Annotated in this window: 26 protein-coding genes, 2 tRNA genes and 2 rRNA genes; 26 read left to right on the forward strand and 4 right to left on the reverse strand. The window is 45.3% G+C overall.

The window, feature by feature from the left end:
- The 8 genes from J7E38_RS22245 to tsaD all read left to right on the forward strand — a co-directional run.
- Positions 1-129 (forward strand): 23S ribosomal RNA (locus J7E38_RS22245); the annotation flags it as partial.
- A 74-nt stretch (positions 130-203) separates the two neighbouring features.
- Positions 204-319 (forward strand): 5S ribosomal RNA (rrf, locus tag J7E38_RS22250).
- 39 nt (positions 320-358) lie between these two features.
- Positions 359-432: transfer RNA gene (locus J7E38_RS22255), tRNA-Met, on the forward strand.
- A gap of 25 nt (positions 433-457) precedes the next feature.
- Positions 458-533 (forward strand) — tRNA-Asp (locus J7E38_RS22260).
- 201 nt (positions 534-734) lie between these two features.
- A complete protein-coding gene (gene tsaE, locus J7E38_RS22265; RefSeq protein ID WP_214710408.1) occupies positions 735-1,190 on the forward strand; it encodes a tRNA (adenosine(37)-N6)-threonylcarbamoyltransferase complex ATPase subunit type 1 TsaE in 456 nt (151 codons plus the stop codon).
- Positions 1,187-1,888 carry a tRNA (adenosine(37)-N6)-threonylcarbamoyltransferase complex dimerization subunit type 1 TsaB gene (tsaB, locus tag J7E38_RS22270; RefSeq protein ID WP_214710407.1) on the forward strand — a complete coding sequence of 234 codons (702 nt, stop codon included), beginning with the start codon at positions 1,187-1,189 and terminating at the stop codon, positions 1,886-1,888. Before tsaE ends, tsaB begins: the two co-directional genes overlap by 4 nt.
- Before the next feature lie 13 nt (positions 1,889-1,901).
- On the forward strand, positions 1,902-2,351 hold the full coding sequence (gene rimI, locus J7E38_RS22275; protein ID WP_214710406.1) for a ribosomal protein S18-alanine N-acetyltransferase: 450 nt from the start codon (positions 1,902-1,904) through the stop codon (positions 2,349-2,351).
- Positions 2,351-3,382 (forward strand): tRNA (adenosine(37)-N6)-threonylcarbamoyltransferase complex transferase subunit TsaD, encoded by a 1,032-nt coding sequence (gene tsaD, locus J7E38_RS22280; RefSeq protein ID WP_214710405.1) that lies wholly within the window; start codon positions 2,351-2,353, stop codon positions 3,380-3,382. Before rimI ends, tsaD begins: the two co-directional genes overlap by 1 nt.
- 426 nt (positions 3,383-3,808) lie before the next feature.
- On the opposite strand, the gene J7E38_RS22285 is transcribed toward tsaD, so the two are convergent.
- Positions 3,809-5,737 carry an ABC-F family ATP-binding cassette domain-containing protein gene (locus J7E38_RS22285; protein WP_214710404.1) on the reverse strand — a complete coding sequence of 643 codons (1,929 nt, stop codon included), beginning with the start codon at positions 5,735-5,737 and terminating at the stop codon, positions 3,809-3,811.
- Positions 5,738-5,918: 181 nt separating this feature from the next.
- On the opposite strand from J7E38_RS22285, the gene moaC reads away from it, so the two are divergent.
- Complete coding sequence (gene moaC, locus J7E38_RS22290) at positions 5,919-6,413, forward strand: cyclic pyranopterin monophosphate synthase MoaC (protein ID WP_214710403.1); 495 nt, start codon at positions 5,919-5,921, stop codon at positions 6,411-6,413.
- A 27-nt stretch (positions 6,414-6,440) separates the two neighbouring features.
- Positions 6,441-7,097 (forward strand): redox-sensing transcriptional repressor Rex, encoded by a 657-nt coding sequence (locus tag J7E38_RS22295; RefSeq protein ID WP_214710402.1) that lies wholly within the window; start codon positions 6,441-6,443, stop codon positions 7,095-7,097.
- A 24-nt stretch (positions 7,098-7,121) separates the two neighbouring features.
- Here the strand turns inward: J7E38_RS22295 and J7E38_RS22300 are convergent, their stop codons facing one another.
- Both J7E38_RS22300 and J7E38_RS22305 read right to left on the reverse strand, forming a co-directional pair.
- Positions 7,122-7,322, reverse strand: a complete 201-nt coding sequence (locus tag J7E38_RS22300; RefSeq protein ID WP_214710401.1) for a YdiK family protein — start codon at positions 7,320-7,322, stop codon at positions 7,122-7,124.
- 3 nt (positions 7,323-7,325) lie between these two features.
- Complete coding sequence (locus J7E38_RS22305) at positions 7,326-8,057, reverse strand: CPBP family intramembrane glutamic endopeptidase (RefSeq protein ID WP_214710400.1); 732 nt, start codon at positions 8,055-8,057, stop codon at positions 7,326-7,328.
- Between the two features lie 235 nt (positions 8,058-8,292).
- On the opposite strand from J7E38_RS22305, the gene J7E38_RS22310 reads away from it, so the two are divergent.
- The 16 genes from J7E38_RS22310 (at position 8,293) to J7E38_RS22385 (ending at position 23,442) form a co-directional block, all read left to right on the forward strand.
- Complete coding sequence (locus J7E38_RS22310) at positions 8,293-8,820, forward strand: GNAT family N-acetyltransferase (RefSeq protein ID WP_214710399.1); 528 nt, start codon at positions 8,293-8,295, stop codon at positions 8,818-8,820.
- Between the two features lie 186 nt (positions 8,821-9,006).
- Positions 9,007-9,291 (forward strand): co-chaperone GroES, encoded by a 285-nt coding sequence (gene groES, locus J7E38_RS22315; protein ID WP_041967795.1) that lies wholly within the window; start codon positions 9,007-9,009, stop codon positions 9,289-9,291.
- A gap of 58 nt (positions 9,292-9,349) precedes the next feature.
- Positions 9,350-10,978, forward strand: coding sequence for a chaperonin GroEL (gene groL, locus J7E38_RS22320; protein ID WP_214710398.1), 1,629 nt, complete (start codon positions 9,350-9,352; stop codon positions 10,976-10,978).
- A 144-nt stretch (positions 10,979-11,122) separates the two neighbouring features.
- The gene (locus tag J7E38_RS22325; protein WP_214710397.1) at positions 11,123-11,767 is read left to right on the forward strand and encodes a LytTR family DNA-binding domain-containing protein; all 645 of its coding nucleotides are present in this window, start codon (positions 11,123-11,125) and stop codon (positions 11,765-11,767) included.
- A gap of 128 nt (positions 11,768-11,895) precedes the next feature.
- Positions 11,896-13,416: a succinyl-CoA:acetate CoA-transferase ScpC gene (locus tag J7E38_RS22330; RefSeq protein ID WP_214710396.1), complete on the forward strand. Its 1,521-nt coding sequence runs from the start codon at positions 11,896-11,898 to the stop codon at positions 13,414-13,416.
- Positions 13,417-13,561: 145 nt separating this feature from the next.
- A complete protein-coding gene (locus tag J7E38_RS22335) occupies positions 13,562-13,930 on the forward strand; it encodes a hydrogenase maturation nickel metallochaperone HypA/HybF (RefSeq protein WP_214710395.1) in 369 nt (122 codons plus the stop codon).
- Complete coding sequence (gene hypB / locus J7E38_RS22340; protein ID WP_214710394.1) at positions 13,920-14,579, forward strand: hydrogenase nickel incorporation protein HypB; 660 nt, start codon at positions 13,920-13,922, stop codon at positions 14,577-14,579. The genes J7E38_RS22335 and hypB overlap by 11 nt, the downstream gene beginning before the upstream one ends.
- Positions 14,564-16,900 carry a carbamoyltransferase HypF gene (gene hypF / locus J7E38_RS22345; RefSeq protein WP_214710393.1) on the forward strand — a complete coding sequence of 779 codons (2,337 nt, stop codon included), beginning with the start codon at positions 14,564-14,566 and terminating at the stop codon, positions 16,898-16,900. Before hypB ends, hypF begins: the two co-directional genes overlap by 16 nt.
- Positions 16,863-17,096 carry a HypC/HybG/HupF family hydrogenase formation chaperone gene (locus tag J7E38_RS22350; protein ID WP_215038942.1) on the forward strand — a complete coding sequence of 78 codons (234 nt, stop codon included), beginning with the start codon at positions 16,863-16,865 and terminating at the stop codon, positions 17,094-17,096. Before hypF ends, J7E38_RS22350 begins: the two co-directional genes overlap by 38 nt.
- Positions 17,071-18,177 carry a hydrogenase formation protein HypD gene (gene hypD, locus J7E38_RS22355; protein ID WP_214710391.1) on the forward strand — a complete coding sequence of 369 codons (1,107 nt, stop codon included), beginning with the start codon at positions 17,071-17,073 and terminating at the stop codon, positions 18,175-18,177. Before J7E38_RS22350 ends, hypD begins: the two co-directional genes overlap by 26 nt.
- 2 nt (positions 18,178-18,179) lie before the next feature.
- Complete coding sequence (hypE, locus tag J7E38_RS22360) at positions 18,180-19,184, forward strand: hydrogenase expression/formation protein HypE (RefSeq protein ID WP_214710390.1); 1,005 nt, start codon at positions 18,180-18,182, stop codon at positions 19,182-19,184.
- A 56-nt stretch (positions 19,185-19,240) separates the two neighbouring features.
- Positions 19,241-19,762: a cytochrome b5 domain-containing protein gene (locus tag J7E38_RS22365; RefSeq protein WP_214710389.1), complete on the forward strand. Its 522-nt coding sequence runs from the start codon at positions 19,241-19,243 to the stop codon at positions 19,760-19,762.
- Positions 19,759-20,664 (forward strand): hydrogenase small subunit, encoded by a 906-nt coding sequence (locus J7E38_RS22370; RefSeq protein ID WP_214710388.1) that lies wholly within the window; start codon positions 19,759-19,761, stop codon positions 20,662-20,664. Before J7E38_RS22365 ends, J7E38_RS22370 begins: the two co-directional genes overlap by 4 nt.
- Positions 20,657-22,063, forward strand: coding sequence for a nickel-dependent hydrogenase large subunit (locus J7E38_RS22375; protein ID WP_214710387.1), 1,407 nt, complete (start codon positions 20,657-20,659; stop codon positions 22,061-22,063). Before J7E38_RS22370 ends, J7E38_RS22375 begins: the two co-directional genes overlap by 8 nt.
- Entirely contained in the window at positions 22,063-22,518 is a 456-nt protein-coding gene (locus J7E38_RS22380; protein WP_214710386.1) for a hydrogenase maturation protease, read from the forward strand. The genes J7E38_RS22375 and J7E38_RS22380 overlap by 1 nt, the downstream gene beginning before the upstream one ends.
- 222 nt (positions 22,519-22,740) lie before the next feature.
- Positions 22,741-23,442, forward strand: a complete 702-nt coding sequence (locus J7E38_RS22385; RefSeq protein WP_214710385.1) for an SH3 domain-containing protein — start codon at positions 22,741-22,743, stop codon at positions 23,440-23,442.
- A gap of 313 nt (positions 23,443-23,755) precedes the next feature.
- On the opposite strand, the gene J7E38_RS22390 is transcribed toward J7E38_RS22385, so the two are convergent.
- The gene (locus tag J7E38_RS22390; protein WP_214710384.1) at positions 23,756-24,280 is read right to left on the reverse strand and encodes an ECF transporter S component; all 525 of its coding nucleotides are present in this window, start codon (positions 24,278-24,280) and stop codon (positions 23,756-23,758) included.
- Positions 24,281-24,591: the final 311 nt, after the last annotated feature.

Below are 24,591 nucleotides of genomic sequence, written 5' to 3' on the forward strand. Positions count from 1 at the left end.
CCTCAAGATGAGATTTCCCATAGCGCAAGCTAGTAAGAACCCTGAAAGATGATCAGGTTGATAGGTCAGAGGTGGAAGCGCGGTGACGTGTGGAGCTGACTGATACTAATCGTTCGAGGACTTAACCAAATGATCATTCGATTCTCTTGAATTCTTCTTACACATTATCTAGTTTTGAGGGAATAAAACCTCAAACCAAATAGTCTGGTGGCGATGGCGAGAAGGTCACACCCGTTCCCATACCGAACACGGAAGTTAAGCTTCTCAGCGCCGATGGTAGTTGGGGGTTTCCCCCTGTGAGAGTAGGACGCCGCCGGGCTGTTTGAACAATTTAATGGATTACACATAATATTATCGACGCGGGGTGGAGCAGCCCGGTAGCTCGTCGGGCTCATAACCCGAAGGTCGCAGGTTCAAATCCTGCCCCCGCAATAATCCATCTTTTTCATACATATTAGGTCCCGTGGTGTAGCGGTTAACATGCCTGCCTGTCACGCAGGAGATCGCCGGTTCGATCCCGGTCGGGACCGCCATTTTTCTAGATTGCTAGAATCGCAAAGCGAAACAGGGTTTCGTTTTTTTTTATGCCTTTCACCTTATTCAAAAGGGAAAATGGCCGGTTTTTTTGCCCGGACTCGATAAATCGTGTAAACTACATATAGAATCGTCATCCTTAGGAGGCATCCTAAGGTTTTTTTGTATTATAAAATTGATTGTTAGTTGGTGATAGATAGATGGCGACTTATCAATTCATTTCCACGCAGCCGGAAGAGACAAAAAATTTTGCAAAGAGGCTGGCTGCTCTTTTAAAGGAAGGCGACGTGATTGCCCTGGAAGGTGATTTAGGTGCGGGAAAGACCACTTTTACCAAGGGGCTTGCTGAGGGGCTGGGTATCACGAGGAATGTGAATAGCCCTACTTTTACGATCATTAAGGAGTATCAGGGACGGCTTCCTTTATATCATATGGATGTGTATCGAGTGGAAGATGCGTTTGAAGATCTTGGTTTTGAAGAATACTTTGAAGGTAATGGTGTTACGGTTGTTGAATGGGCTCATTTAATAGAAGCACAGCTGCCGCAGGAACTATTGCTGCTTCAGTTGTATCTTGATGACAATGGTGCAAGGAGAATTGTCGTCGAGCCAAAGGGCGAGCGATATGAAGAATTGTGTAAGGAGATTTTTAAATGAAGGTATTATCGATAGATACGTCCAATTATGTTTTGGGAATTGGTCTGCTTGATGGCGAAACGGTTTTGGGCGAGTATATCTCCAATATTAAAAAGAATCACTCTGTCCGGGTGATGCCGGCGATTCAGACACTGATGGAGGAGTGCAATGTCAAACCGGACGATTTATCGAAGATTGTTGTGGCTGAAGGACCGGGATCGTACACTGGCGTCCGTATCGGTGTGACAATAGCCAAGACGATGGCCTGGACACTGAAGATTCCTTTATCTGGTGTATCAAGCCTTCAGGTGGCCGCAGCATCAGCAGGACGTTATTTTGACGGCTATGTATCTCCTTTTTTTGACGCGAGGAGAGGGCAGATTTATACCGGTTTATATAAGTTTGGAAACCAAAGGTTGGAAATTGTGAAAGAGGACCAGCTTGTGATGTCAGCTGATTGGGTAAAGGTTTTGAATGACATGGACAGCAAGGTATTGTTTACGAGCAATGATTTGGCTCTGCATGAGGATGTCATTAAACAGGAGCTCGGGAATAAGGCTGTTTTTGCTGAAATTACCGAATTGAATCCAAGGCCGGCAGAACTTGCTTTGTTGGGCAGGGATAAAGAGGCTGTTGACCTTCATACCTTCGTCCCTAACTATATCCGCCTGGCAGAAGCCGAGGCGAACTGGCTGAAAGCGCAAGAGACTAAAAAATAAGTGGGAAGCGAACATGAATAAAACGATAACGTTCCGGAATATGACGGTTGATGATCTGGATGACGTGATGGCGGTTGAGGTCAATTCCTTTACGATTCCATGGAGCAGGGAAGCTTTTTTTAATGAGTTGACGAAGAATCAGTTTGCTCAGTATCTGGTAGTGGAAGTGGATCAGAAGGTTGTGGGTTATTGTGGTGTGTGGATCATTGTTGATGAAGCACATATCACGAATATTGCCGTGCTGCCGGAATACAGAGGAATGAAGCTGGGCGAGGCACTGATGGCTAAGGTAATGGAGCTTGCACGCGAAATGGGAGCATTGAGGATGACGCTCGAAGTGAGGGTAAGCAATGACAGGGCCCAAAATCTCTATCGAAAGTTTGGATTCGAAGAAGGTGCCATCAGGAAGCAATATTATACAGACAATATGGAAGACGCTTTAATAATGTGGGTGAATTTATAATGACAAAAGACCAATTAATCATGGGAATAGAGACGAGCTGTGATGAGACAGCCGTAGCGATCGTTAAGAATGGACGGGAAATCCTCGCGAATGTCGTGGCCTCGCAGATCGAGAGCCATAAGCGGTTCGGCGGAGTGGTACCGGAGATCGCATCGAGGCACCATGTCGAGCAGATTACGCTTGTTTTGGAAGAAGCACTCGCTCAGGCAAATGTGGATGTTAAAGATTTGGATGCGATTGCCGTGACGGAGGGTCCTGGCCTCGTTGGTGCTTTATTGATCGGTGTCAACGCTGCGAAAGCCTTAGCGTTTGCAAATGGGATCCCTCTTGTTGGGGTCCATCATATAGCAGGCCATATCTATGCGAACAGACTTGTTGCCGAGATGAAGTTTCCACTGCTTTCGCTCGTTGTGTCTGGAGGCCATACGGAACTTGTTTATATGAAGGAGCATGGTCATTTCGAGGTGATTGGCGAGACTCGGGATGATGCAGCTGGAGAGGCTTATGATAAGGTAGCGCGTACCCTGAATCTTCCGTATCCAGGTGGACCGCATATCGACAGGCTTGCACATGAAGGAGAGGCAACCATTGACCTGCCGAGAGCCTGGCTGGAGGAAGGGTCCTATGATTTCAGCTTCAGCGGGCTGAAGTCAGCTGTAATCAATGTTGTGCATAACGCACAGCAGCGGGGGGAAGAAATTGCCCCTGAAGAGCTGGCGGCAAGCTTCCAGGAGAGTGTCATTGATGTACTTGTCACGAAAACGCAAAAGGCTGTAAAAGAATATGATGTGAAACAAGTTCTGCTAGCCGGAGGTGTTGCGGCTAATAAAGGCCTGAGAGCAAAATTATCCACAGAATTTGCAGATTCGGATGTGGAAATTGTCATTCCGCCGCTGTCTTTATGCACAGACAACGCAGCGATGATTGCTGCCGCAGGAAGTGTGATGTACGATAAAGGGCAAAGAGCGGAACTGACATTGAACGGAAATCCTGGTCTGGAGATAACTATCCACAACCAAAGTCGCAGTTAGAAATTATTTTTGTCAGACTCTTCTGTGGATATGTAAACAAAAACAGCTTATGATTGTGCATAATGTGGATAAAAAAAGCTTGTTTTGTGGATAATGTGGAAAAGTCTATGGATAACCTATAAATCAGTCTTTGCTATGTGAATAACTATGTGAACAAAAAGTCCCGGTTTTTAATCGGGACTTTTTTTAGTGAATAAGAGATGGAACTCGGGGTTTTCAAATTGGAAATAATCTTAGTTATTTTCCAGTTTGCGAATAAACAGGATTATTTTGCGAATAAAAGTGCTGGCTTTGCGAATAAATACAGCATTTTTGCAATTAAACACCCCTTTTTAGCGAATAAACAAATTCATTAGAAAACAATCAACAAATTTCTGTGGATAACATACAAAAAACCGGGCAAATTCATGCCCGGTTTCTCCATTGCTAGGCCAATTCCGTCCACTCTTCCATCAGTTCGTCGAGCTTATCTTTGGCGGTTTCGATTTTGGAATTGATTTCTCCTGCTTTTTCGTGATCCTGGAATATTTCCGGATCACAAAGCAATTCTTCGTATTCTGCAACCTCTGACTCGAGCTTGTCGATCAGCGCTTCGACCTCTTCCATGCGACGTTTGCGCTGGCGTTCGAGCTTCTTGGCCTCTTTATCCTGCTGGTAGGAGGTCTTGTCCTGCTTGACTGGTTCGCTGATCGTGCCAGCCGCTATGGCCGCCTGTCTGGCCAGTGCCTCAAGTTCTTCCTGCTCTAATTTCTTCTCGACGTAGTAATCATAATCACCAAGATATTCTGTTGCTCCGGCACGGTCGAGTTCAAGGACCTTGGTGGCGATCCTGTTGATAAAATAACGGTCGTGAGAGACGAACAGGATGGTGCCTGGATAATCGATCAAGGCGTTCTCAAGGACTTCCTTGCTGTCCAGGTCCAGATGGTTTGTTGGTTCATCCAGAATAAGGAAATTGGAATTTTGCAGCATTAGCTTGGCCAGTGCCAACCGCGCTTTTTCGCCGCCGCTCAGGGTCGAGACGATTTTTAACACATCATCGCCTGAAAAAAGGAAGTTGCCCAATACGGTGCGGATCTCCTTTTCGGATTTCAGTGGATACTCGTCCCACAGCTCATTTAAAACCTTTTTGTTCGAGCTAAGTTCAGCCTGTTCCTGATCGTAATAGCCGATTGAAACATTGGAGCCGTACTGAATATTGCCGGCAATCGATGGCAATTTTTCAACAATGGTCTTCAATAAGGTCGACTTGCCGACTCCGTTTGGTCCAACGAGGGCCGTACTGTCGCCACGTGAAAGGTTGAAAGATATATTTTCGGAGACGACTTCATTCTGATAGCCGACAGCAAGTGTATTTACCTTCAGGACGTCATTCCCGCTCTGGCGTTCGATCTGGAAGCTGAAGGAAGCAGATTTTTCATCTCCCATCGGCCTGTCCATCCGGTCGATCTTCTCGAGCTGTTTCCGGCGGCTCTGGGCCCGTTTCGTTGTTGAGGCCCTGGCAAGATTTCGCTGGATAAAGTCCTGCAGCTTGGAGATCTCATCCTGCTGCTTTTCATATAGCTTCAGGTCGCGCTCATAATTTGCGGCTTTATGTTCTAAATACGAGCTGTAATTGCCAGGGAACTTCGTCAACTGGTGACGGGAAATCTCGTATACCTGGTTCACAACCTTATCAAGGAAGTAACGGTCGTGTGAAACAATTAAAATCGCACCGTCATAGCCCTGGAGATACTGCTCAAGCCAGGAAAGTGTGTCAATGTCCAGATGGTTAGTCGGTTCGTCGAGAATCAAAATATCAGGACGAGTCAATAACAGCTTTGCGAGCGCAAGCCTTGTTTTCTGTCCTCCGCTTAAAGTGGAGATTTTTGTGGAATAATCAAAAGACTGGAAGTTCAGGCCGTGAAGGACGGAGCGGATGTCCGCTTCGTACTGGTAGCCGCCTTTTTCCTTGAACTGGACCTGCAAAACGTCATAATCCTTTAATACTCTTTCATACTCTGACTCATTCGACAGGATGCCAGGATCCGACATTTTTTCTTCAAGCCGGCGCAGTTCTTTTTCCATGCTGTGCAGATGGTCAAAAACAGCCAGCATTTCATCCCAAATGCTTTTCTCGGATTCCAGTCCGGTATTCTGGGCCAGGTAGCCGATTGATGTTCCTTTCGGGCGGATAATCTCGCCGCCGTCATGGGATTCATAGCCGGCAATGATTTTCAGCAGGGTGGATTTTCCCGCCCCGTTCCGGCCGACCAGGGCAACACGGTCATTGGTCTGTATTTCAAACTTGATATTCGATAAAATAAGATCAGCCGCAAAATATTTTGATAGCTGATTGACTTGTAATAGAATCATTATTTTTCACCTCTAATGCCTTAGGGATAGTGTAACCCAATCCTATGGGCTCGGCAATATGTGCGGCCTGCAATGGGTGGTAAGGTATGAAAAATTTCCTCCTCTATATGTGAAGATAGAAACAAAGTTCACACACAAGTTTGGGAAAATAGTGTATTATTTGGTTGAAAGGAGCTTGAACATGGCAGAATTTACGCATTTTAATGAAGAGGGAAGAGCGAAGATGGTCGATGTCAGTGAAAAACCGGAGACGGTCCGTACGGCAGTCGCCCATTCAAGCATCACCGTTAATGAAGATATATATGTAAGGATTACTGAAAATAAAATGAAAAAAGGCGATGTACTGGCAGTCGCGCAGGTTGCTGGCATCATGGCGGCCAAGAAGACGTCAGAGATCATCCCGATGTGCCACCCGATTCCATTAACAGGCATTGACCTTTCGTTTGATTGGGAGCAAAATGGTAATGACTATATATTAAATATCGCTGCAGCTGTTAAAACAAAAGGGAATACAGGGGTAGAAATGGAAGCGTTAACAGCAGCAGCAGCATGCGCGCTGACTGTTTATGATATGTGCAAGGCCGTCGACAAAGGCATGGTGATCGGCAGGACCTATCTCGTGGAAAAAACCGGCGGGAAAAACGGCGATTTTAAGAGAGATGAGAAGTTAAAATAGAAATACGAACAGGGTGGAGGATGGAGAATGACGAATGATGCTATGAAGATTCCGCAGGCAACTGCTAAGCGTTTGCCGCTATATTACCGATTTTTATTGAACTTGCATTCTTCAGGCAAGCAGAGGGTATCGTCCGCGGAGCTGAGTGAAGCGGTAAAAGTGGATTCGGCTACGATCAGGAGGGACTTTTCCTATTTCGGGGCTTTGGGTAAAAAGGGTTACGGCTATAATGTGAATTACCTGCTGACTTTTTTCCGAAAGACGCTCGACCAGGATGAACTCACGAAGGTTGCGCTGATTGGCGTTGGTAATTTGGGAACGGCGTTTTTGAATTATAATTTTTCCAAAAACAATAATACGAAAATTGAAATTGCCTTCGATGTCGACCCAGATAAGGTTGGGACGCAGATTGGCGATGTGCCTGTCTATCACATGGATGATCTCGATAAGGTTGTGGTTGAGGAAGGCATCCAGGTGGCAATCCTGACAGTGCCGTCAACAGTGGCACAGCCGATCACAGACAGACTTGTACAGGCGAATGTGAAGGGAATCCTGAACTTTACGCCGGCGAGGCTGAATGTGCCGTCTTCGATCAGGATCCATCATATTGATTTGGCAGTAGAACTGCAATCATTGATTTATTTCTTGAAACATTATCCGACAGACAGTGAATCAGAAGAATAAAAAATGGCTCCTTCGATGAAGGAGCTATTTTTTCTGCATTTGTTTAAGTTTGAAATGAAACAGAATCATCCTGATGCCGGAACCGAAGTCAAAGGTGGCGAGCAGGACGAGCAAATAACTGAAAAATCCCCAGCCTGTATCGTTGACATTCTGGATGGCGAAATAGGTGAATAAGCTGCCTAACAAGATGTAGACAATGCCTGAAAACATAGGCGATTGCTTCATGACTTAAAATCCCCCAATAAAGCTTTGAATTTTCTCTGCTTCTTTTATCATTCTCTCAATGTCTTCCCTGAATACGGATTGAAGCAGGACAACCATTGTATTCATTGTAACATGGGCGATGATTGGCACGATGATCCGCTTTGTTTTTACATATAGAAACGCAAAGGTGAAGCCCATTGCTGAGTATAGGATCACATGCTCCGGCTCCATATGGGCCAGTGCGAATATGACGGAGCTGATCAAGGCTGCCAAGAAGAAGTTCATTTTCTTGTGCAGGCTGCCAAAAATAATCTTCCGGAAGACGATTTCCTCCAGAATCGGACCGATGATCGAGCTGACAAGGATCACAACCGGGAACCTTTCAATCAGCTTGATGATTTCCTGTGTATTCTCCGAGCCCATCTCAATTCCAAGCATGCTTTCAATGCTGCCTGCAATCGACTGGGCGAACAGGGCCAGGAATACCCCGGCGAATGCCCATGCCGCCGAGCTTGCCGGCGAAGATGCTTCGCGCAAATCAGCATTTATGTTTCTTTCCTTCCTTAAAATCAGCAGGATGATCAGGAGTGTCAGCGAAAAGCTGGTTACGAGCCAGTATGGAATCGCGAGGGTTTGCATTTCATTCAGGCTTTTTCCCATCGCAGCACCGATCAAAGCAATGAGTGGCACCCCGACAAGACTTGAAAGCTGCATAACAATATAGGCAATAAGGACGTACCAGTATTCTTTTTTCAATTGAAAAAACTCCTTAATAATGCAGAAATGTATGTTCTGAAATTTTACGTAATAATATGCTGGCCTGTAAAATAAAATACGGGGACCGCTTTGCTTACTATATACACTCTCTTTATTCTACTAGTAAATGATTTAAAAGTTCAAATTGTAGGGCCAGGATGAAAAAGTTACTTGTTCGGGTTTACTGTATCCGGTTAAGGTGCCATTTTCAATTTGAGAATAATTGGAGGTACAAATGATTTATTTGGAAACGCCACGACTGATTTTGCGGAACTGGTCTGCGGCAGATTTAGAGCACTTTTGCCTAATGAATGCAGATCAGGATGTGATGCAGTATTTTCCTCGTGTTTTATCTTCCGCAGAAACTGAGAAGTTTTATCAGTCGATTCTTGCCGAGTTCAAGGAATACGGCTTTGGGCTATATGCGGTTGAAGAGAAGAGAACGAAAGAGTTCATCGGCTTCATCGGGTTTCATAGGGCAACATTTGACGCAGATTTCACCCCATGTATTGAAATTGGCTGGAGGCTGAAAAAAGACGCGTGGGGCCAAGGTTATGCAACAGAAGGAGCCAGGGCCTGTCTGGAATATGGATTCAATGAGCTCGGCTTTAGCGAGGTCGTCAGTTTTACTGCTGAAATCAATAAACCCTCTATCAATGTCATGAGAAAAATCGGCATGAACCCTGTTAAAACATTTCATCACCCGAGAGTAGATCAGGGCAGTCCGCTGAAGAAGCATGTCCTTTACCAAGCCAGTAAATGATGCCGTCAGCAGGAGATTTCTACAGCATTCGACAGCACCTGGATCATCGTAAAATTTCATGAAAAATTTTTGCTTCACGCTTGCAAAAAAAATCGAGATTCATTATTATATAAATTGTGTTAGCACTCTATTGAGGCGAGTGCTAATAAAAAATAATCTACATATAATTTGAGGAGGTTGTTTCACTTGATCAAGCCACTAGGAGATCGCATTATTATCGAGCTTGTTGAGTCTGAAGAAAAAACTGCAAGCGGTATCGTTTTACCCGACACAGCGAAAGAAAAACCTCAAGAAGGTAAAGTCGTAGCTGTTGGAACTGGCCGTGTACTTGAGAACGGTGAGCGCGTTGCTCTAGAAGTTGAAGTCGGAAACCGCATTATCTTCTCAAAATACGCAGGCACAGAAGTGAAGTACCAGGGAACTGAGTACCTGATCCTACGTGAAAACGACATTTTAGCAGTAGTAGAATAATCACTGCGATTATAAACAGAACGTAAAAATATTAAAAATCTGAGGAGGTTTTTCTACAATGGCAAAAGAAATTAAGTTCAGTGAAGAAGCACGCCGCGCGATGCTTCGCGGGGTAGATTCTCTTGCAAATGCAGTAAAAGTAACTCTTGGACCAAAGGGACGCAACGTGGTTCTTGAGAAGAAATTCGGTTCACCTCTTATCACTAACGATGGTGTAACAATCGCGAAAGAAATCGAACTTGAAGATGCATTCGAAAACATGGGTGCTAAGCTTGTTGCTGAAGTAGCTAGCAAGACAAACGACGTTGCTGGTGACGGTACGACTACTGCAACAGTTCTTGCTCAAGCAATGATCCGTGAAGGCCTTAAGAACGTAACTGCCGGCGCTAACCCAATGGGCATCCGCAAAGGTATGGAAAAGGCTGTTATTACAGCAGTTGAAGAGTTAAAGGCTATTTCTAAGCCAATCGAAGGCAAAGCTTCTATCGCACAAGTTGCTGCAATCTCTGCTGATGACGAAGAAGTTGGCCAATTGATCGCTGAAGCAATGGAGCGCGTTGGCAACGACGGCGTTATCACAATCGAAGAATCAAAAGGCTTCACTACAGAATTGGACGTTGTTGAAGGTATGCAGTTCGACCGCGGATATGCATCTCCTTACATGGTAACTGATTCTGACAAGATGGAAGCAGTTCTTGAAAATCCATATATCCTGATCACTGACAAGAAAATCGGCAGCATCCAGGAAATCCTTCCTGTCCTTGAGCAAGTTGTACAGCAAGGCAAGCCATTATTGCTTATCGCTGAAGATGTTGAAGGTGAAGCACTTGCTACATTAGTAGTCAACAAGCTTCGCGGAACATTCAACGCAGTAGCTGTTAAAGCTCCTGGCTTTGGTGACCGCCGTAAGGCTATGCTTGAAGACATCGCTGCACTGACTGGCGGTGAAGTAATCACTGAAGAACTTGGACGCGACCTTAAGTCTGCTACTATCACATCTCTTGGACGCGCTTCTAAAGTTGTGGTTACAAAAGAAAACACAACAATCGTTGAAGGTGCTGGAGACAGCGCTCAAATCGAAAGCCGCGTAAACCAGATCCGTATTCAAATGGAAGAAACAACTTCTGAATTTGACCGTGAAAAGCTGCAAGAGCGCCTTGCTAAGCTAGCTGGCGGCGTTGCAGTCATCAAGGTTGGTGCTGCTACTGAAACTGAATTGAAAGAACGCAAGCTTCGCATTGAAGATGCTCTTAACTCAACTCGCGCTGCAGTTGAAGAAGGTATCGTATCAGGCGGTGGCGTAGCGCTTCTTAACGTATACAACAAGGTTGCTGGAATCCAGGCTGAAGGCGACGAAGCTACTGGCATAAACATCGTCCTTCGCGCTATGGAAGAACCAGTTCGCCAAATCGCACACAACGCTGGACTTGAAGGCTCAGTCATCGTTGAGCGCCTGAAGCGCGAAGAAGTCGGCACAGGCTTCAACGCAGCAACTGGAGAGTGGGTAAACATGATCGAAGCTGGTATCGTTGATCCAACTAAGGTTACACGCTCTGCACTTCAAAACGCAGCATCCGTATCTGCAATGTTCCTGACTACTGAAGCAGTAGTTGCTGACATCCCAGAACCAGCTGGTGCTGGAATGCCTGACATGAGCGGCATGGGCGGTATGGGTGGCATGATGTAATCATCGCCTCACCCTTGGTAAAAACTAAAAGAAGCATCCCATAAGTTGTTAAAACTTATGGGATGCTTCTTTTATTTCTTTCAAAAAGCTATCCCTCAATATATTTTATAATAGTAGTATAATAACATCGAGGTGAGAAAAAGCATGGAGGATATAACCTTAAGCTCATTGCTGGATGTCATCGGGGAGTTATTTTCGGATGAAATCTCGATTGCGGTTTCGAATACGAAGGAATATATTTATTATCGTCCCAGCAAGAGGGTGGATTTGAAGATTGCTGCTGGCGATCCTGTAAAGGAAGGGACGATTGCCTATAAAGCGCTGATGTCGAGGCAGAAGGTTTCTGAGTTCATTAACCGGGATGTTTTTGGCATTCCTTATCATGGGATGGCGGTCCCGTTTTTACATAATGGCGAGCTTGAGGGATGTGTGACGGCGATTTATCCGGCGCTGACCGATGGGAAGTCAGTCGTGACCCTGAAAACTCAGGATGGCTGGATTCCGGTTCCTTTTTCAAAGGTGATCCATATTGAGGCGAAAGATAAGAAGACCCATGTTTACACGGATGAGATATCTGGGACACATAAATACTCCCTGCAGGAGTTTGAATATTTGCTTCCGAAGGATTCCTTTATCCGGTGCCATCGTTCATTCATTGTGAATGTGAACCATATCAAGACGATTTATCCGGATACTCATTCTACTTTTCTGCTGTCGATGGATAATGGGGAACGTGTGCCGGTCAGCCAGTCCTACTCCAGTTATTTTAGAAAACTGCTGGGATTCTGATTTTTTCTGCTTGGGTGTCTAAATTCGCTGTTTTGTCGGAATCTTTTGTCTAGTATTCCGAAAACCATATCCTGATGTTGTTTATGGGTAAAATGATTGTAACTATTCATTAAGTGAGGGATTCAGATATGGAACAGCAATTAGAGCGAATTAGAGATCATCGTCTGAAGGACAAAGTTGTGACTCCTGATCAGGCAGCTTCCTTCATTGAAAGTGGAATGTCTTTAGGGTTAAGTGGCTTCACGCGTGCAGGCGACGTGAAAGCGGTACCATTCGCCCTAGTAAAGAGGATAAAAGAAGATGAAAACTTTAAGGTTAATGTATATACCGGAGCTTCATTGGGATCAGATGTAGATAAGCTGTTCGCTGAGGCAGGCATCCTGGGCAAAAGATTGCCATTCCAGGCAGATCCGACAATGCGCCGTGGCATCAATCAGGGAGACTTTTTGTTTGTGGACCAGCATCTATCACATACAGCCGAGCTGATCCGTGCTGATGTCATGGACATAGACGTCGCAATTTTGGAAGCGATTGCAATAAGTGAAGACGGAATGGTCATCCCGACTACTTCAATAGGCAATTCCATGGCATTCGCCCAGAATGCGAAGTCGATTATTATCGAAATTAACACAGCTCAGTCAACAGAACTCGAAGGATTGCATGATTTATACGAACCAGGAAAACAAGGGGCAAGGCAGCCTATTCCACTCACTAAACCTGACGATCGGATTGGAACGATCGGAATCCCGGTCGATGTAAACAAGGTCAAAGGAATTGTGTTTACGAATCAGCTGGATTCACCATCGACCATTGTTCCTCCGGATGAAGAAACGGTTGTGATGGCACAGCATTTGATTGAATTCCTTCGAAAAGAAGTCCAGAGCGGCCGGCTTACCGAAAGCCTGGCCCCATTACAATCAGGGATTGGTTCTGTTGCCAATGCCGTTCTCCATGGAATGCTGGATTCAGAGTTTGAGAACTTGGAAGTCTATTCCGAGGTGCTTCAGGATGCGGTATTTGACCTGATTGATGCGGGGAAGGTCCAATTTGCCTCCTGCTGTTCAATCACGCTTTCCGAGGAAAAAATGCAGCAAGTCTTCTTGAATTTTGAAAAATATCGAGACAAACTGATGATGCGCCCTCAGGAGATCTCCAACCATCCTGAAATCATTCGCCGTCTCGGGTTGATTTCCATCAATACAGCGTTGGAATTGGACATCTACGGAAATGTCAATTCAACCCACGTCCTCGGCACGAAAATGATGAACGGAATTGGCGGTTCCGGTGACTTTGCCCGAAACGCGCGCCTGGCCATCTTTGTCACTAAATCGATTGCCAAAGGCGGGAAAATCTCAAGCATCGTGCCTTTCGTCTCACATGTGGACCATACGGAGCATGATGTCGATGTGATTGTCACTGAACAAGGATATGCCGACTTGAGGGGCCTTGCGCCAAGGGAAAGAGTGGAACTTATAATCGAAAATTGTGCACATCCAATGTACCGCGAGCAGCTGCGCGCCTATTATCAGGAAGCACTGCAAAGAGGCGGGCAAACACCACATGTTTTGGAAAAAGCTCTATCATGGCATACCAATTTTGCCAGCAAAGGTACCATGATTGAAGAATCGGCGGAAACGGTCCAGGTTTAATAAGAGCAGCCTATACCTATACGATGTCAACTCCCCAACCATTGAGGCTGGGGAGTTTTTGGTGTTCCAGCCACCAAAGGCTCGCAGGTCTTTTCCAAAAAGACAGGCATAAAATAGGATGAGGGATATCTTGGGTGGTGTTAGGATGCATGAAATGTCACTTATGTCAGAAATCATTGAAATCGTTTCAGAGGATGCTGCTGAAAGAGGCTTTAAAAAGGTGGATCAGATTGATGTCATCGTGGGGGATTTATCCAATGTCCTGCCTGACGCCCTGGAGCTGGCGTTTCTCTTCTTTCAGAGACAGGAAGGCAGTGTGATTGACGAAGACAGCAGGCTGCATATTATTCGGGAAGAAGCAAAAGCGCGATGCCCGGCATGCCAGTGTGATTTTCAGCCTGATTACAGGATTGCGCTTTGCCCGGAGTGCGGAGTTCCCGGCAGCCTGGTGGTGAGCGGTGAAACGTTCAGGGTTGAATCCTATGAAGGAAGGGATGGAGACGATGAAAATTAAGCTCGAGGCAGATGTGTTAAAGGATAACAATCTAGCTGCCGCTTATAATAGAAAACTATTTAAGAATCACAAAACACTTGTCATCAATATCATGAGTTCACCTGGTGCCGGAAAAACGACTCTGCTGGAAGAAACGATCAAGGCATTGCGCCAAGATTTTACCGTAGCCGTAATTGAAGGAGATCTGGCCACTGACCGTGATGCGGAGCGATTGCGTTCATTAGGGGTAAAAACCATTCAGATTAATACAGTGGGAGGCTGCCATCTTGACGCGAGGATGATTGCCAAAACACTTCCGGAATTTAAGCTGGAAGACATTGATATTCTCTTCGTCGAAAATATAGGGAATTTGGTATGTCCGTCAGGCTATGATTTAGGACAAGATTATAAAGTCGTCGTATTAAGCGTACCGGAAGGCAATGATAAAATCCCGAAGTATCCAGTAATGTTCAGACGTACAGATCTGACGATTATCAATAAAGTCGATCTTCTGCCATATGTTCAATTCAGTGTGGAGGAAGCTGAAAAAGACTTAAAGACTATTAACCCTGAGGCACTGCTGATGGTTTTGTCCGCGAAGACTGGTGAAGGTCTTGAAGGCTGGATCAACTGGATCAAGGAAGCGTACAGGCAATGTACGGAGCGTTAAGCATCAGGGTGACGGGAAGGGTGCAGGGAGTTGGATTTCGGCCATTCGTTTATTCTCTTGCGAAAAAATTTCAATTGACCGGAACCGTCCAAAATAATCTTGACCATGTCATATTGATTCTGGAAGGAAACGAAGATTCGCTTGAAAAAGCTGTCGCAGAAATAAAGAATTCGCCGCCACCTCTGGCAAAGATCGATAGAATCACCACAACAAAAATTCCCCCTGTCTATTTTGCAGAATTTACGATCATTCCAAGCAAAAAAATAGATTCCTATTCCTTACCATGGATTTCTGCGGATGCAGCGATTTGTGAGGATTGCCTGCAAGAAATGAAAGATCCAACGAATCGGCGATATCAATACCCATTCATCAACTGCACACAATGCGGCCCGCGCTACACAATCATTCAGGCTCTGCCCTATGATCGTCCCAATACCACGATGAGTGAATTTACGATGTGTGACCAATGTCAAAAAGAATATGATAATCCGTTGAACCGGCGGCATCATGCCCAGCCAATATGCTGTTCTGCTTGTGGCCCTGACATTGAACTATTTCAACAAAGCGGGGAAATGGCAGCACAGGATGACGAGGCACTTATTGAGGCAGGTGAACTTTTAAGGAGCGGCCATATTGTCGGGATAAAGGGAATCGGCGGATATCATCTCGCATGTGGTGCCCATCGAGGGAGGGCAATTGCTGAAATAAGAAAAAGAAAGAACCGTCCCATCAGGCCACTGGCCATTATGGCAAGGGATCCCGATGTTGTAAAAAAGCATTGTTATCTTTCAAAAGATGAAGAGGAAATACTGAACAGTCCTGTTATGCCAATCGTGGTGTTGCGGAAAAGAGAGGGATGCACCCTTCCGGAAGTGCTGTCACCAGGATTGTCCACGATTGGGATCATGCTGCCGTATTCGCCGTTGCATCATCGACTTTTTGAAACAAGCGGACTTGAATGTATGGTCATGACCAGTGCCAACATTTCAGGACTGCCGATTCCTTACAGAAAAGAATCCATCGACGGCTGTTTATATGATTTTCTATTAACACACAAACGTGACATTCACCTTCCAATTGATGATTCTGTCGTACAGATTGACGGTGAGCATATGCTCTATCATAGGCGGGCACGAGGATTTGTACCGGATCCTTTTCACACTCAATCAGATGTTGATGGAATTCTTGCTTTTGGCGGAAATCAAAAAAATACCTTTGCGCTTGGGAAGGAAAAGGACATCGTGGTCAGTTCCTATATTGGCGATTTGGACAACGAAGAAATGATCCATTTTTATAAGGACCAGATCCGTCGTTTTCAAACATGGCTGGATGTGGAAGTGAAGCATATAGCGGTCGATCAACATCCTTTGTACGCATCAGCGGAACTTGTAAAGGAATATGATTGCAACATCATACCCATTCAGCATCACCATGCCCATCATGTTTCCTGTATGGAGGATAACGGCATCGAGGAACCTTGTTTCGGGATCATTCTTGATGGAACCGGCTATGGCGATGACGGGAATATCTGGGGATTTGAGTTTCTTTACGGCGATGCCGATTCCTTTGAGCGTCTTGGCCATCTGGAATATACCCCGCTTCCGGGCGGGGAAAACGCCGTGAAAGAAACATGGAGAAATGCAGTCGGAATGCTCTATCATTACTGGCAGGATGACGGCATCGAGATAGCAATGAAGCTATTCCATGACAAAGCCAATGAAATCGACATTTTAAAAAGGATGATCGTGAATCAAATTCATACCCCGCTGGCAGGTACGTGCGGAAGAATATTTGATGCGGTCAGTGCGATTCTGGGAATCTGCTTAACTTCCACATATGAAGGAGAAGCGGCAATCAAATTATCAGATTCCATGATGAACGAAATGGACCATCCAGCTGAGACTTATCCATTCTATCTAAAAACAAACCAGGAAAATCAGCTTCAGCTTGACCTTTCACCGATGCTCTATCAAATCATCCAGGATCAATTCAACAATGTCAGTACGGCCAAAATCATTCACACTTTTCATTCAACCATTGTTTCCAGCTGTGTGGAGATGATTGCAAGATTAGCAGAAAGAAACCCGCACCTGAACAGGATGGTCATGTTGTCAGGAGGCTCGTTCCAGAATTTATTTTTAACGAAAGAGATCAAAGCGAAGCTCGAGGAAAAAGGGTTTGCCGTTAAGACGCATAAAAACGTGCCCTGTCATGATGGCGGCTTATCATTAGGGCAAATCATCATAGCTTCTCATGCTATTAAAAGTAAGGTGGTGGATCACTGTGTGCCTGGGAGTACCCGCAAAGGTGATGGAGATTGAGGAGCAGACGGCTCTGGTGGATGTGATGGGGTCAAGGATGCACGTCGGGATCCTGTTTGTCCCAGAGGTGAAAAAAGGCGACTATGTATTGCTTCATGCCGGACAGGCGATGACCGTAGTAGATGAGATTTATGCGCGCGAAAGCATAGAAGAATGGAGGAATATTTTAAATGGAAAGTTTGGAGACGCTCTCTGATCCGGCCTTGGCCCGTCAGTCACTGGGGGCCGTGATTGAACTGGCTGGAGAGTTTAAAAAGAAATTTGGAAGAGTACCAGTGTTGATGGAAGTATGCGGCTCACATACAATGGCTTTTGCCAAATCAGGATTGAAAACCAGGTTGAAGGAGCATGTCAGGCTGATTGCCGGTCCGGGATGTCCGGTGTGTGTGACAGACCAGAAATCGATTGATGCAATGATTCAATTAGCTGAAGGTCCCAACAGAATCCTGTGTACGTTTGGCGATATGATGCGTGTGCCGGGTTCCCGGGTGAGCCTGATGAAGTCAAAAACGGACGGCAAGGATATCCGGGTGATCTATTCACCATTGGACAGTGTGAAAATCGCCGAGGAAAATCCCGATAAGGAAGTCATTCTCCTCGGTATTGGCTTTGAGACTACGATCCCGATTTTGACTCTTGCCATTCGCGAAGCAGAAAGAAAAGGGTTGAAGAATTATAGTGTCTGGATGACAACGAAATTGGTGGAGCCGGTTATGAGAGCACTTCTTGAATCAGGAGAGGTGAAGCTGGACGGCTTTATTTTACCCGGACATGTTTCGGTTGTACTGGGCAAAAAGAGCTTTGATTTTTTAGTGGAGGATTACCAAATCTCTGGCGTCATAACCGGATTCGAGCCGGTGCAGCTTTTAAGCGGCATCTATAAAATGCTGGAGCTCCTGCTCGAGAATAAGCAGGATGTGTTGAATGACTATCCTTCTGTTGTAAAAGATGAGGGCAATCCTCACGCACAAAAATTGCTTAAGCACTATCTGCGTCTTCATGATGAAGATTGGCGGGGAATGGGAACGATTCCGGAAAGCGGACTTGTCCTTAAGGACGAATACGTACAATTTGATGCGAAAAAGCGCTATGAAGTATCTGTAGGAGAGCCGAGGAAAACCAAATGCCGCTGTGGGGAAATCATTAGAGGATTAGTAAATCCCGAAAGCTGTGTTTTGTTTAATAAAGGGTGTACACCAGCCCATCCGATTGGGCCCTGTATGGTTTCAACGGAAGGAACTTGTGCGGCACATTATCAATATATGAGAGGGGAATAGGCTTGGTCCAGAGAATTGGTTTAGCGCATGGGGAGGGCGGTGAACTTACCCACCAGCTGATTCAGGATGTGTTTGTTAAGTCATTTGGACATGGAGTCCAGACGAAACTGGATTCCGCTATTCTGCCTGGGATGATTGAAAACATGGCAGTAACGACCGATAGCTTTGTCGTGAATCCGATCTTTTTCCCAGGGGGCAATATTGGAAAGCTGGCGATTACAGGGACAGTAAATGATTTAGCTGTTTGCGGGGCGATCCCGCGATTTATTACAGCAGGCTTCATTCTTGAGGAAGGGTTTCCGGTTAATGACCTGAAGAAGATTGTCCAGAGCATGGCAGAAGAAGCGGAACGGGCGGGTGTCCATATCATCGCCGGTGATACAAAAGTGGTTGAAAAGGGAAGTGCGGATGGTCTATTCATCAATACGACCGGCATTGGGGAACTGCGAGAAGCGCCATGTCCAAACCCGGAGGAAATGAAAAAAAGGGACGCTGTGATCATAAGCGGTACGCTAGGCGACCATGGTGTCTCAATTTTATCTGCACGAAACGAGCTTGGTCTGATGACAGATGTCACGAGTGATTGTGCATCACTGAATCATCTTATTCAAGAACTTACAGATGAAATTCGAGGGATTCGCATCATGAGGGATCCCACAAGAGGCGGATTGGCCACTACCCTTGTCGAGATATGTGAAGACTTCCAGGTGACGATCGAGCTTGAAGAAGACTGTATTCCAATACGGAAGGATGTCCAGGGCGCATGTGACATTTTAGGATTCGATCCTCTTTATTTAGCCAATGAGGGAAAAATTGTGCTCATTGTAGATTCGAGTTTGGCCGATAGGGCGTTAACAATCCTCAGACAACACGTATTCGGCAGGGATGCTGAAGTGATCGGCCAGGTATCATCGCTGGAATCCGGGAAACTGTTGTTGAAGACCCCATTTGGCACCACGCGCAGGCTGCAGCGGCTTTCGGGAATGCTCCTGCCAAGAATATGTTAATTATTCCTGGGCTTGCGCATAGGATAGGAGGAAAGCTGCCTTAAGGAGAGGAAGTCATGACCAACATCCAGTTAATCAGATTACAGCTGAATCACCTTGTCACACAGGCGCGGCAAGACTTGTATACACTTTCGAGAACGAGTGATTATTATAAAAACCAGCAAATTATGCAACGCATATGGGACTCGCTATCTTCGATTCATTTTTTAAGTGAACTGCTTGCCAACCAGGCAAGTAAAAACTCTGGGCAAATACAGAATTCGATTCCGCAGCCTGCTCCTACAAACCAGCCGCAAATTCCGCCCATCACTCCCCTGCCAAATCCAAATAACACAACAAACAATCAGCGATCTTTTACGATACAAGAGTTGGCAACATTCGATGGCAAAAACGGAAGGCCTGCATTTGTTGCCGTGAATGGTATCGTCCATGATGTGACGAACAATCGGGCCTGGGCAGCAGCCACCCATTTCGGCCTGGTTGCGGGAAGGGATTATACCAGGGAATTTGCCTCCTGTCATGCCGGACAGGAATCCATCCTCGCGATGCTGCCTGCGGTGGGGAGGTTAATGCAATGAGCCAGTTTATTTTGCCGCCTGAACCATTAACAAATGAGGCGATTGCTGAAAGACTTACAAATACAGCTATCAAACAGCTTGATCGAGGTTTGATCAAGAAAAGAAACTTAGTGTATCTGGAATTGAACGGATGCTCAGGGAATATTATTTCGTTATTGAATGGACAGAGTCCTGATTTCGAATATGCGTTAAATTCAATGGTCGATTTGCGGTACAGCAACAGCCTGATGGCAGCTGAAGGAGAACAGGCCATCGCAAAACTGATGGAGGCCATGAATGAAGATTTTATACTGGCTGTTGAGGGAGCAGTCGCGTTAAAAAATAGCGGTCTTTACAATATCATCGGCAGTTGGCAGGGAAAGCCGCTTACAGGTCTTCAGGCCGCTCAGATGCTTGGAGAAAAAGCCGAGAGCATCCTTGCTGTTGGCGCATGTGCGACACATGGCGGCGTTTCTGCTGCCAGGCCGAATCCATCTGAGTCAGTTGGCCTGCAAACGGTTCTTCCTAATAAAAAGATGATCAAATTGCCAGGGTGCCCTGTCCATCCTGACTGGTTTTTAGGAACACTGGCCCACATGCTCCTTTATGGAGAACCAGAAACGGATAATCTCGGCCGCCCGCTGATGTTTTACAGCACCCTCATCCATGATCGCTGCCCGAGAAGGCCGTTTTTTGACAGGGGGATTTTTGCGGAGAAACTAGGGGATAAAACATGTCTTTTCAAGCTTGGATGCCGCGGGCCGGTGACAAGGATTGATTGTCCGACCAGGCAATGGAATGGACATGTGAACTGGCCGATAGGGGACGATACCCCATGCATCGGCTGTGCGCAATTTGGTTTTCCGGATGCGATGGCTCCGTTTATCAGCTATGACACGACAAGGGTGGTGAAGGATGAGTAAGCGAATTGTCATTAACCCATTAACACGGATCAGCGGCTTTATGGAAATTGATGTAACGGTAGAAAACAATCGGGTCGTCGAGGCAAAAACAAAAGGCAATTTATTCAGAGGCTTTGAGCAAATGCTGATTGGCAGAAGCCCATTTGATTCCGTTTATTTTACCCAGCGGATCTGTGGGATTTGCTCGTCAGCACATTCGATGGCTTCTTCTTTGGCGTTGGAGGATGCCCTGAAGATTGAGCCGATGGAACAGGGGAAGTACTTAAGGGATATCATCCATTGCTGTGAATTTCTGCAAAATCATATTCGCCACTTTTATCAATATACGGTCCCTGATTTTGTGAAAATAGAACAAAATTCGCTGTTCCAGGCCGATCACGATGACTTCAGGCTGCCAACTGAAATCAATGACCGGATATCCAGGCATTACTTTGAGTCTCTGGCGATCAGCAGGCTTGGCCACCAGATGCTCGCGGTCCTGGGAGGAAAAGCCCCACATAACCATGGTGTCTTCATTGGCGGGATCACGACCCAGGCAACCGCAGAAAAGGTGGTCCACCTGGATTCGGTTTTACAGAAGATATCTGCCTTCATTGATGAAAAAATGATTCCCGATGTATATGATATCGCCCGATATTATCAAGATTATTACCAGTTGGGCGGCGGATACGGGAACTTGCTGTCATATGGTTCTTTTAATAGTTATAAAGAGCTCGGGACTTTATATGTTGATCCGCTTGTCTTGACTCCGGAAGGACTTCAGGTATTTGACGAAAGCAAGATTCAGGAGAAAATTGATTACTCTTACTTTACGTCATCAGAACATACGTATTCACCAGGTGAAATAGTCCCGGAACCTGATATGGATAAGAAGAATGCTTATTCCTGGGTAAAAGCGCCGAGGTATAATGGGCTTCCATTTGAGGTGGGACCGCTGGCAAGACTGATATTAAGCGGAAATTATGACAATGGCATCTCCGCTATGGACCGGACTATTGCCAGGGCACTTGAAGCGAAAAAAATCACAGAGATCATGAAGCTATTGCTCCAGCAGGTCATTCCGGGAGTGGACGTGCAGAAAAAATATGAACTTCCAGAATCGGCATCTGGGAGGGGATTGGTTGATACGACAAGGGGAGCACTTGGACACTGGCTTAAGATAAAAGATAAGAAGATCTCATTCTATCAAATCATCACTCCTTCAACATGGGATTTTTCGACCCGTGATGAGAACGGCTATAGAGGAACAGCCGAACAAGCGCTGATCGGGACACCCATCCAGGATCCTGAGAAACCTGCCGAGATCGGAAGGATCCTGCGTTCTTTCGATCCGTGCATGTCCTGTGCGACCCATGTATACACTCCGGGAAAACAAATGAAAACAATAAAGGTGTTTTAATGGAGAAGGTCATCGTTTTAGGCATTGGCAATAGGCTGATGATGGATGATGGAATCGGTATTTACCTGATTGAGGAGCTATCTAGGCAGAATTATGATCCAGGTGTTTCGTTTTTGATTGGTGAATCGGATATTGATTATTGCCTGGAGCAAATAATGGGCACTTCATTGGTGATTATTATCGATGCTGCCGTTTCAGGGAAAACACCTTGCAGTCTTACGGTTTATGAGCTTTCTGATTTGCATGAACACCGGGAATTGGAGTTTTCACCGCATGATTTCCATTTGTTTAATCTATTATATGGGCAAAAGGAATCCATCAGGGGATACCTCATCGGCGTGGAACCGGAGGAAATCAGGTTCCATATCGGATTAAGCAAAAACTTACAAGAACAATGGGACAGGATTCTGCAGGATGTAACACAAACTATTGACGAATTGATAGGAAAAAATTGAGTGTATCAGCGTGTGAATCAGTTGTGTATCGCTTAAGTGCCCGGCATCAACTTCTGTTGAGCCGGGCTTTCGACATTCTGCGCCATGGAAGCGGATGAAAATTACTTACTAACCGATATGGCAGAGAACGGTATTTCTGATAGAATAGAAATATAGACGATATGACTATTGCAATTACGGTTAAAACCTAGCATATTGGTAAATAGGAGGTGCATGTGCGATATGCGACACGATATACAAGCGAATGAACAGGCATTCTCAACGAAGGAAGTGGCGGAGGAGATTGGGATTGCGACGCCTACTGTCCGAAAGTATGGCCAGATTCTGGAGCGCAATGGTTACGAGTTTTTGAAGGACGGTGACCGCCGGATCTTTGTGCAATCCGATATCCAAGCACTTGTAGCGTTACGCGATACGGACAAGCCGCTGGATGAAACAGCCAAGGACCTTGTGGTACAGCAAAGAGAGAAGCTGGAAGGAGCGGGCGGTACGGAAATCGCTCTTAACGATACATACGAAAACCTGCCTCAGGACCCGAATCAATTAAAAGAGGTTTTGCTTTTTGTCGTCAATGAACTGGCAGCAGCGCGTGAAATGAATGTGCAGCTGAAAAACGATATGGCCCAGCTGAAAACTAATGTCTCACAGCTTCAGCAGGATCATCACGTGATCAGTTCCAGTATTGGGAATTCAGCACAAAGAACCAATGCTAAGATTGAGAGGATCCTGGAACAGCAAAACGCCCATTATGAAGACTTGCTGGAACAGGAAAGGGAGCGAAGTGAACTTCTGCAAAAAGAGCTGCAGAAAATGCGCGAGGAACAAAAGAATGAGTGGAATTCTCAAATTGATTTTAACAGACGATTAGAAGAGGAAATCCGGAACAGAAAATGGAACTGGCTATTTTCGTTGTTCAAGAAATAAATTAGCGATATTGTCTTGAATAAGAGAATGCTATTGAAGGCAAGCGCATATTGCCAGGCGATATGAAGCAATATACAACAAAAAGCTTTTGACATGGTGTGTGGCTGTATATCGCCATACGATACGCTATAGTAAATCGTGTCGAAAAAGATTAATCCACTTTCAAAATTCAACAATTTCCCGAGAAATATTTACAAATTTTTAAAGTGGTATCGACAAAATCAGCCTCGAATCTTGACCTTATACATAAAAGAAATCCCCTATGAGCCATAGGGGATTTTTGTATTGTTCTGATCTTTAAAAAAGTGCCTGATTAAAATAACTTCTTGATTCGACCTGCAAGAGGGATCACAATCAACCCTGCGAGTACCACCTGCATGATGTTGCCCGGAATGGAGCCAAATGGCTGGATCCAGTTGCCGTAAAGGACGACTTCGGCAAAATAGTAACCTACAATCTTGACCAGCATCGCGACGATCACTGCGAGTGAATAGACAACGACCTTCTTGCCAGGCATTTTTTCAGCCATCAGTCCTGCCAGATAACCCATCAAACCAACGATGATGAACGTGAATGGAGCCCAGACAGCCCAGCCGGAGATCAAGTCGAACAGTCCCATTCCGAACGCTCCTGCGATTGCTCCTGTTTTTCTGCCGAAAACAAATGCGGCGATGAACAAAGGCACATTCCCAAGATGGATCAAACCGCCATTTCCCATGATTGGAAGCTTGATGTTGATGAACATGGTCGCTACCACGGTTAACGCGATAAAAAGAGCATTGATTACAAGAGTCTTTGTTTTAGACATGCTTGTAGATGTAGAGTATGTTGCATTCATATCATTACCTCTTTCTTTATGATGTCCTTTTCGCTAGATGCCCTTCTATACGAAAATATTATTTTAATTACTATCATACTCCTTATTGAGAAGTTAATAAATACTTAAAAATATACACACATGCCGAATATTTGAAAATTTCAAGTAAGCTCTTGTTTGAGATAGAAAAATTAAAATCGCTGGTATGACTCATTGATTGTACATGTTACGGACCCATAACCGTCATTCGGATAATCGATGGATTTACCGATGCTGTAAACCGGTCAAAGATGTTTTAAAACAATGTATATAAACGGATTTGCGCCATTCAA

It is taken from the genome of Bacillus sp. ISL-35, assembly GCF_018613355.1.
Classification (GTDB): domain Bacteria; phylum Bacillota; class Bacilli; order Bacillales; family Cytobacillaceae; genus Mesobacillus.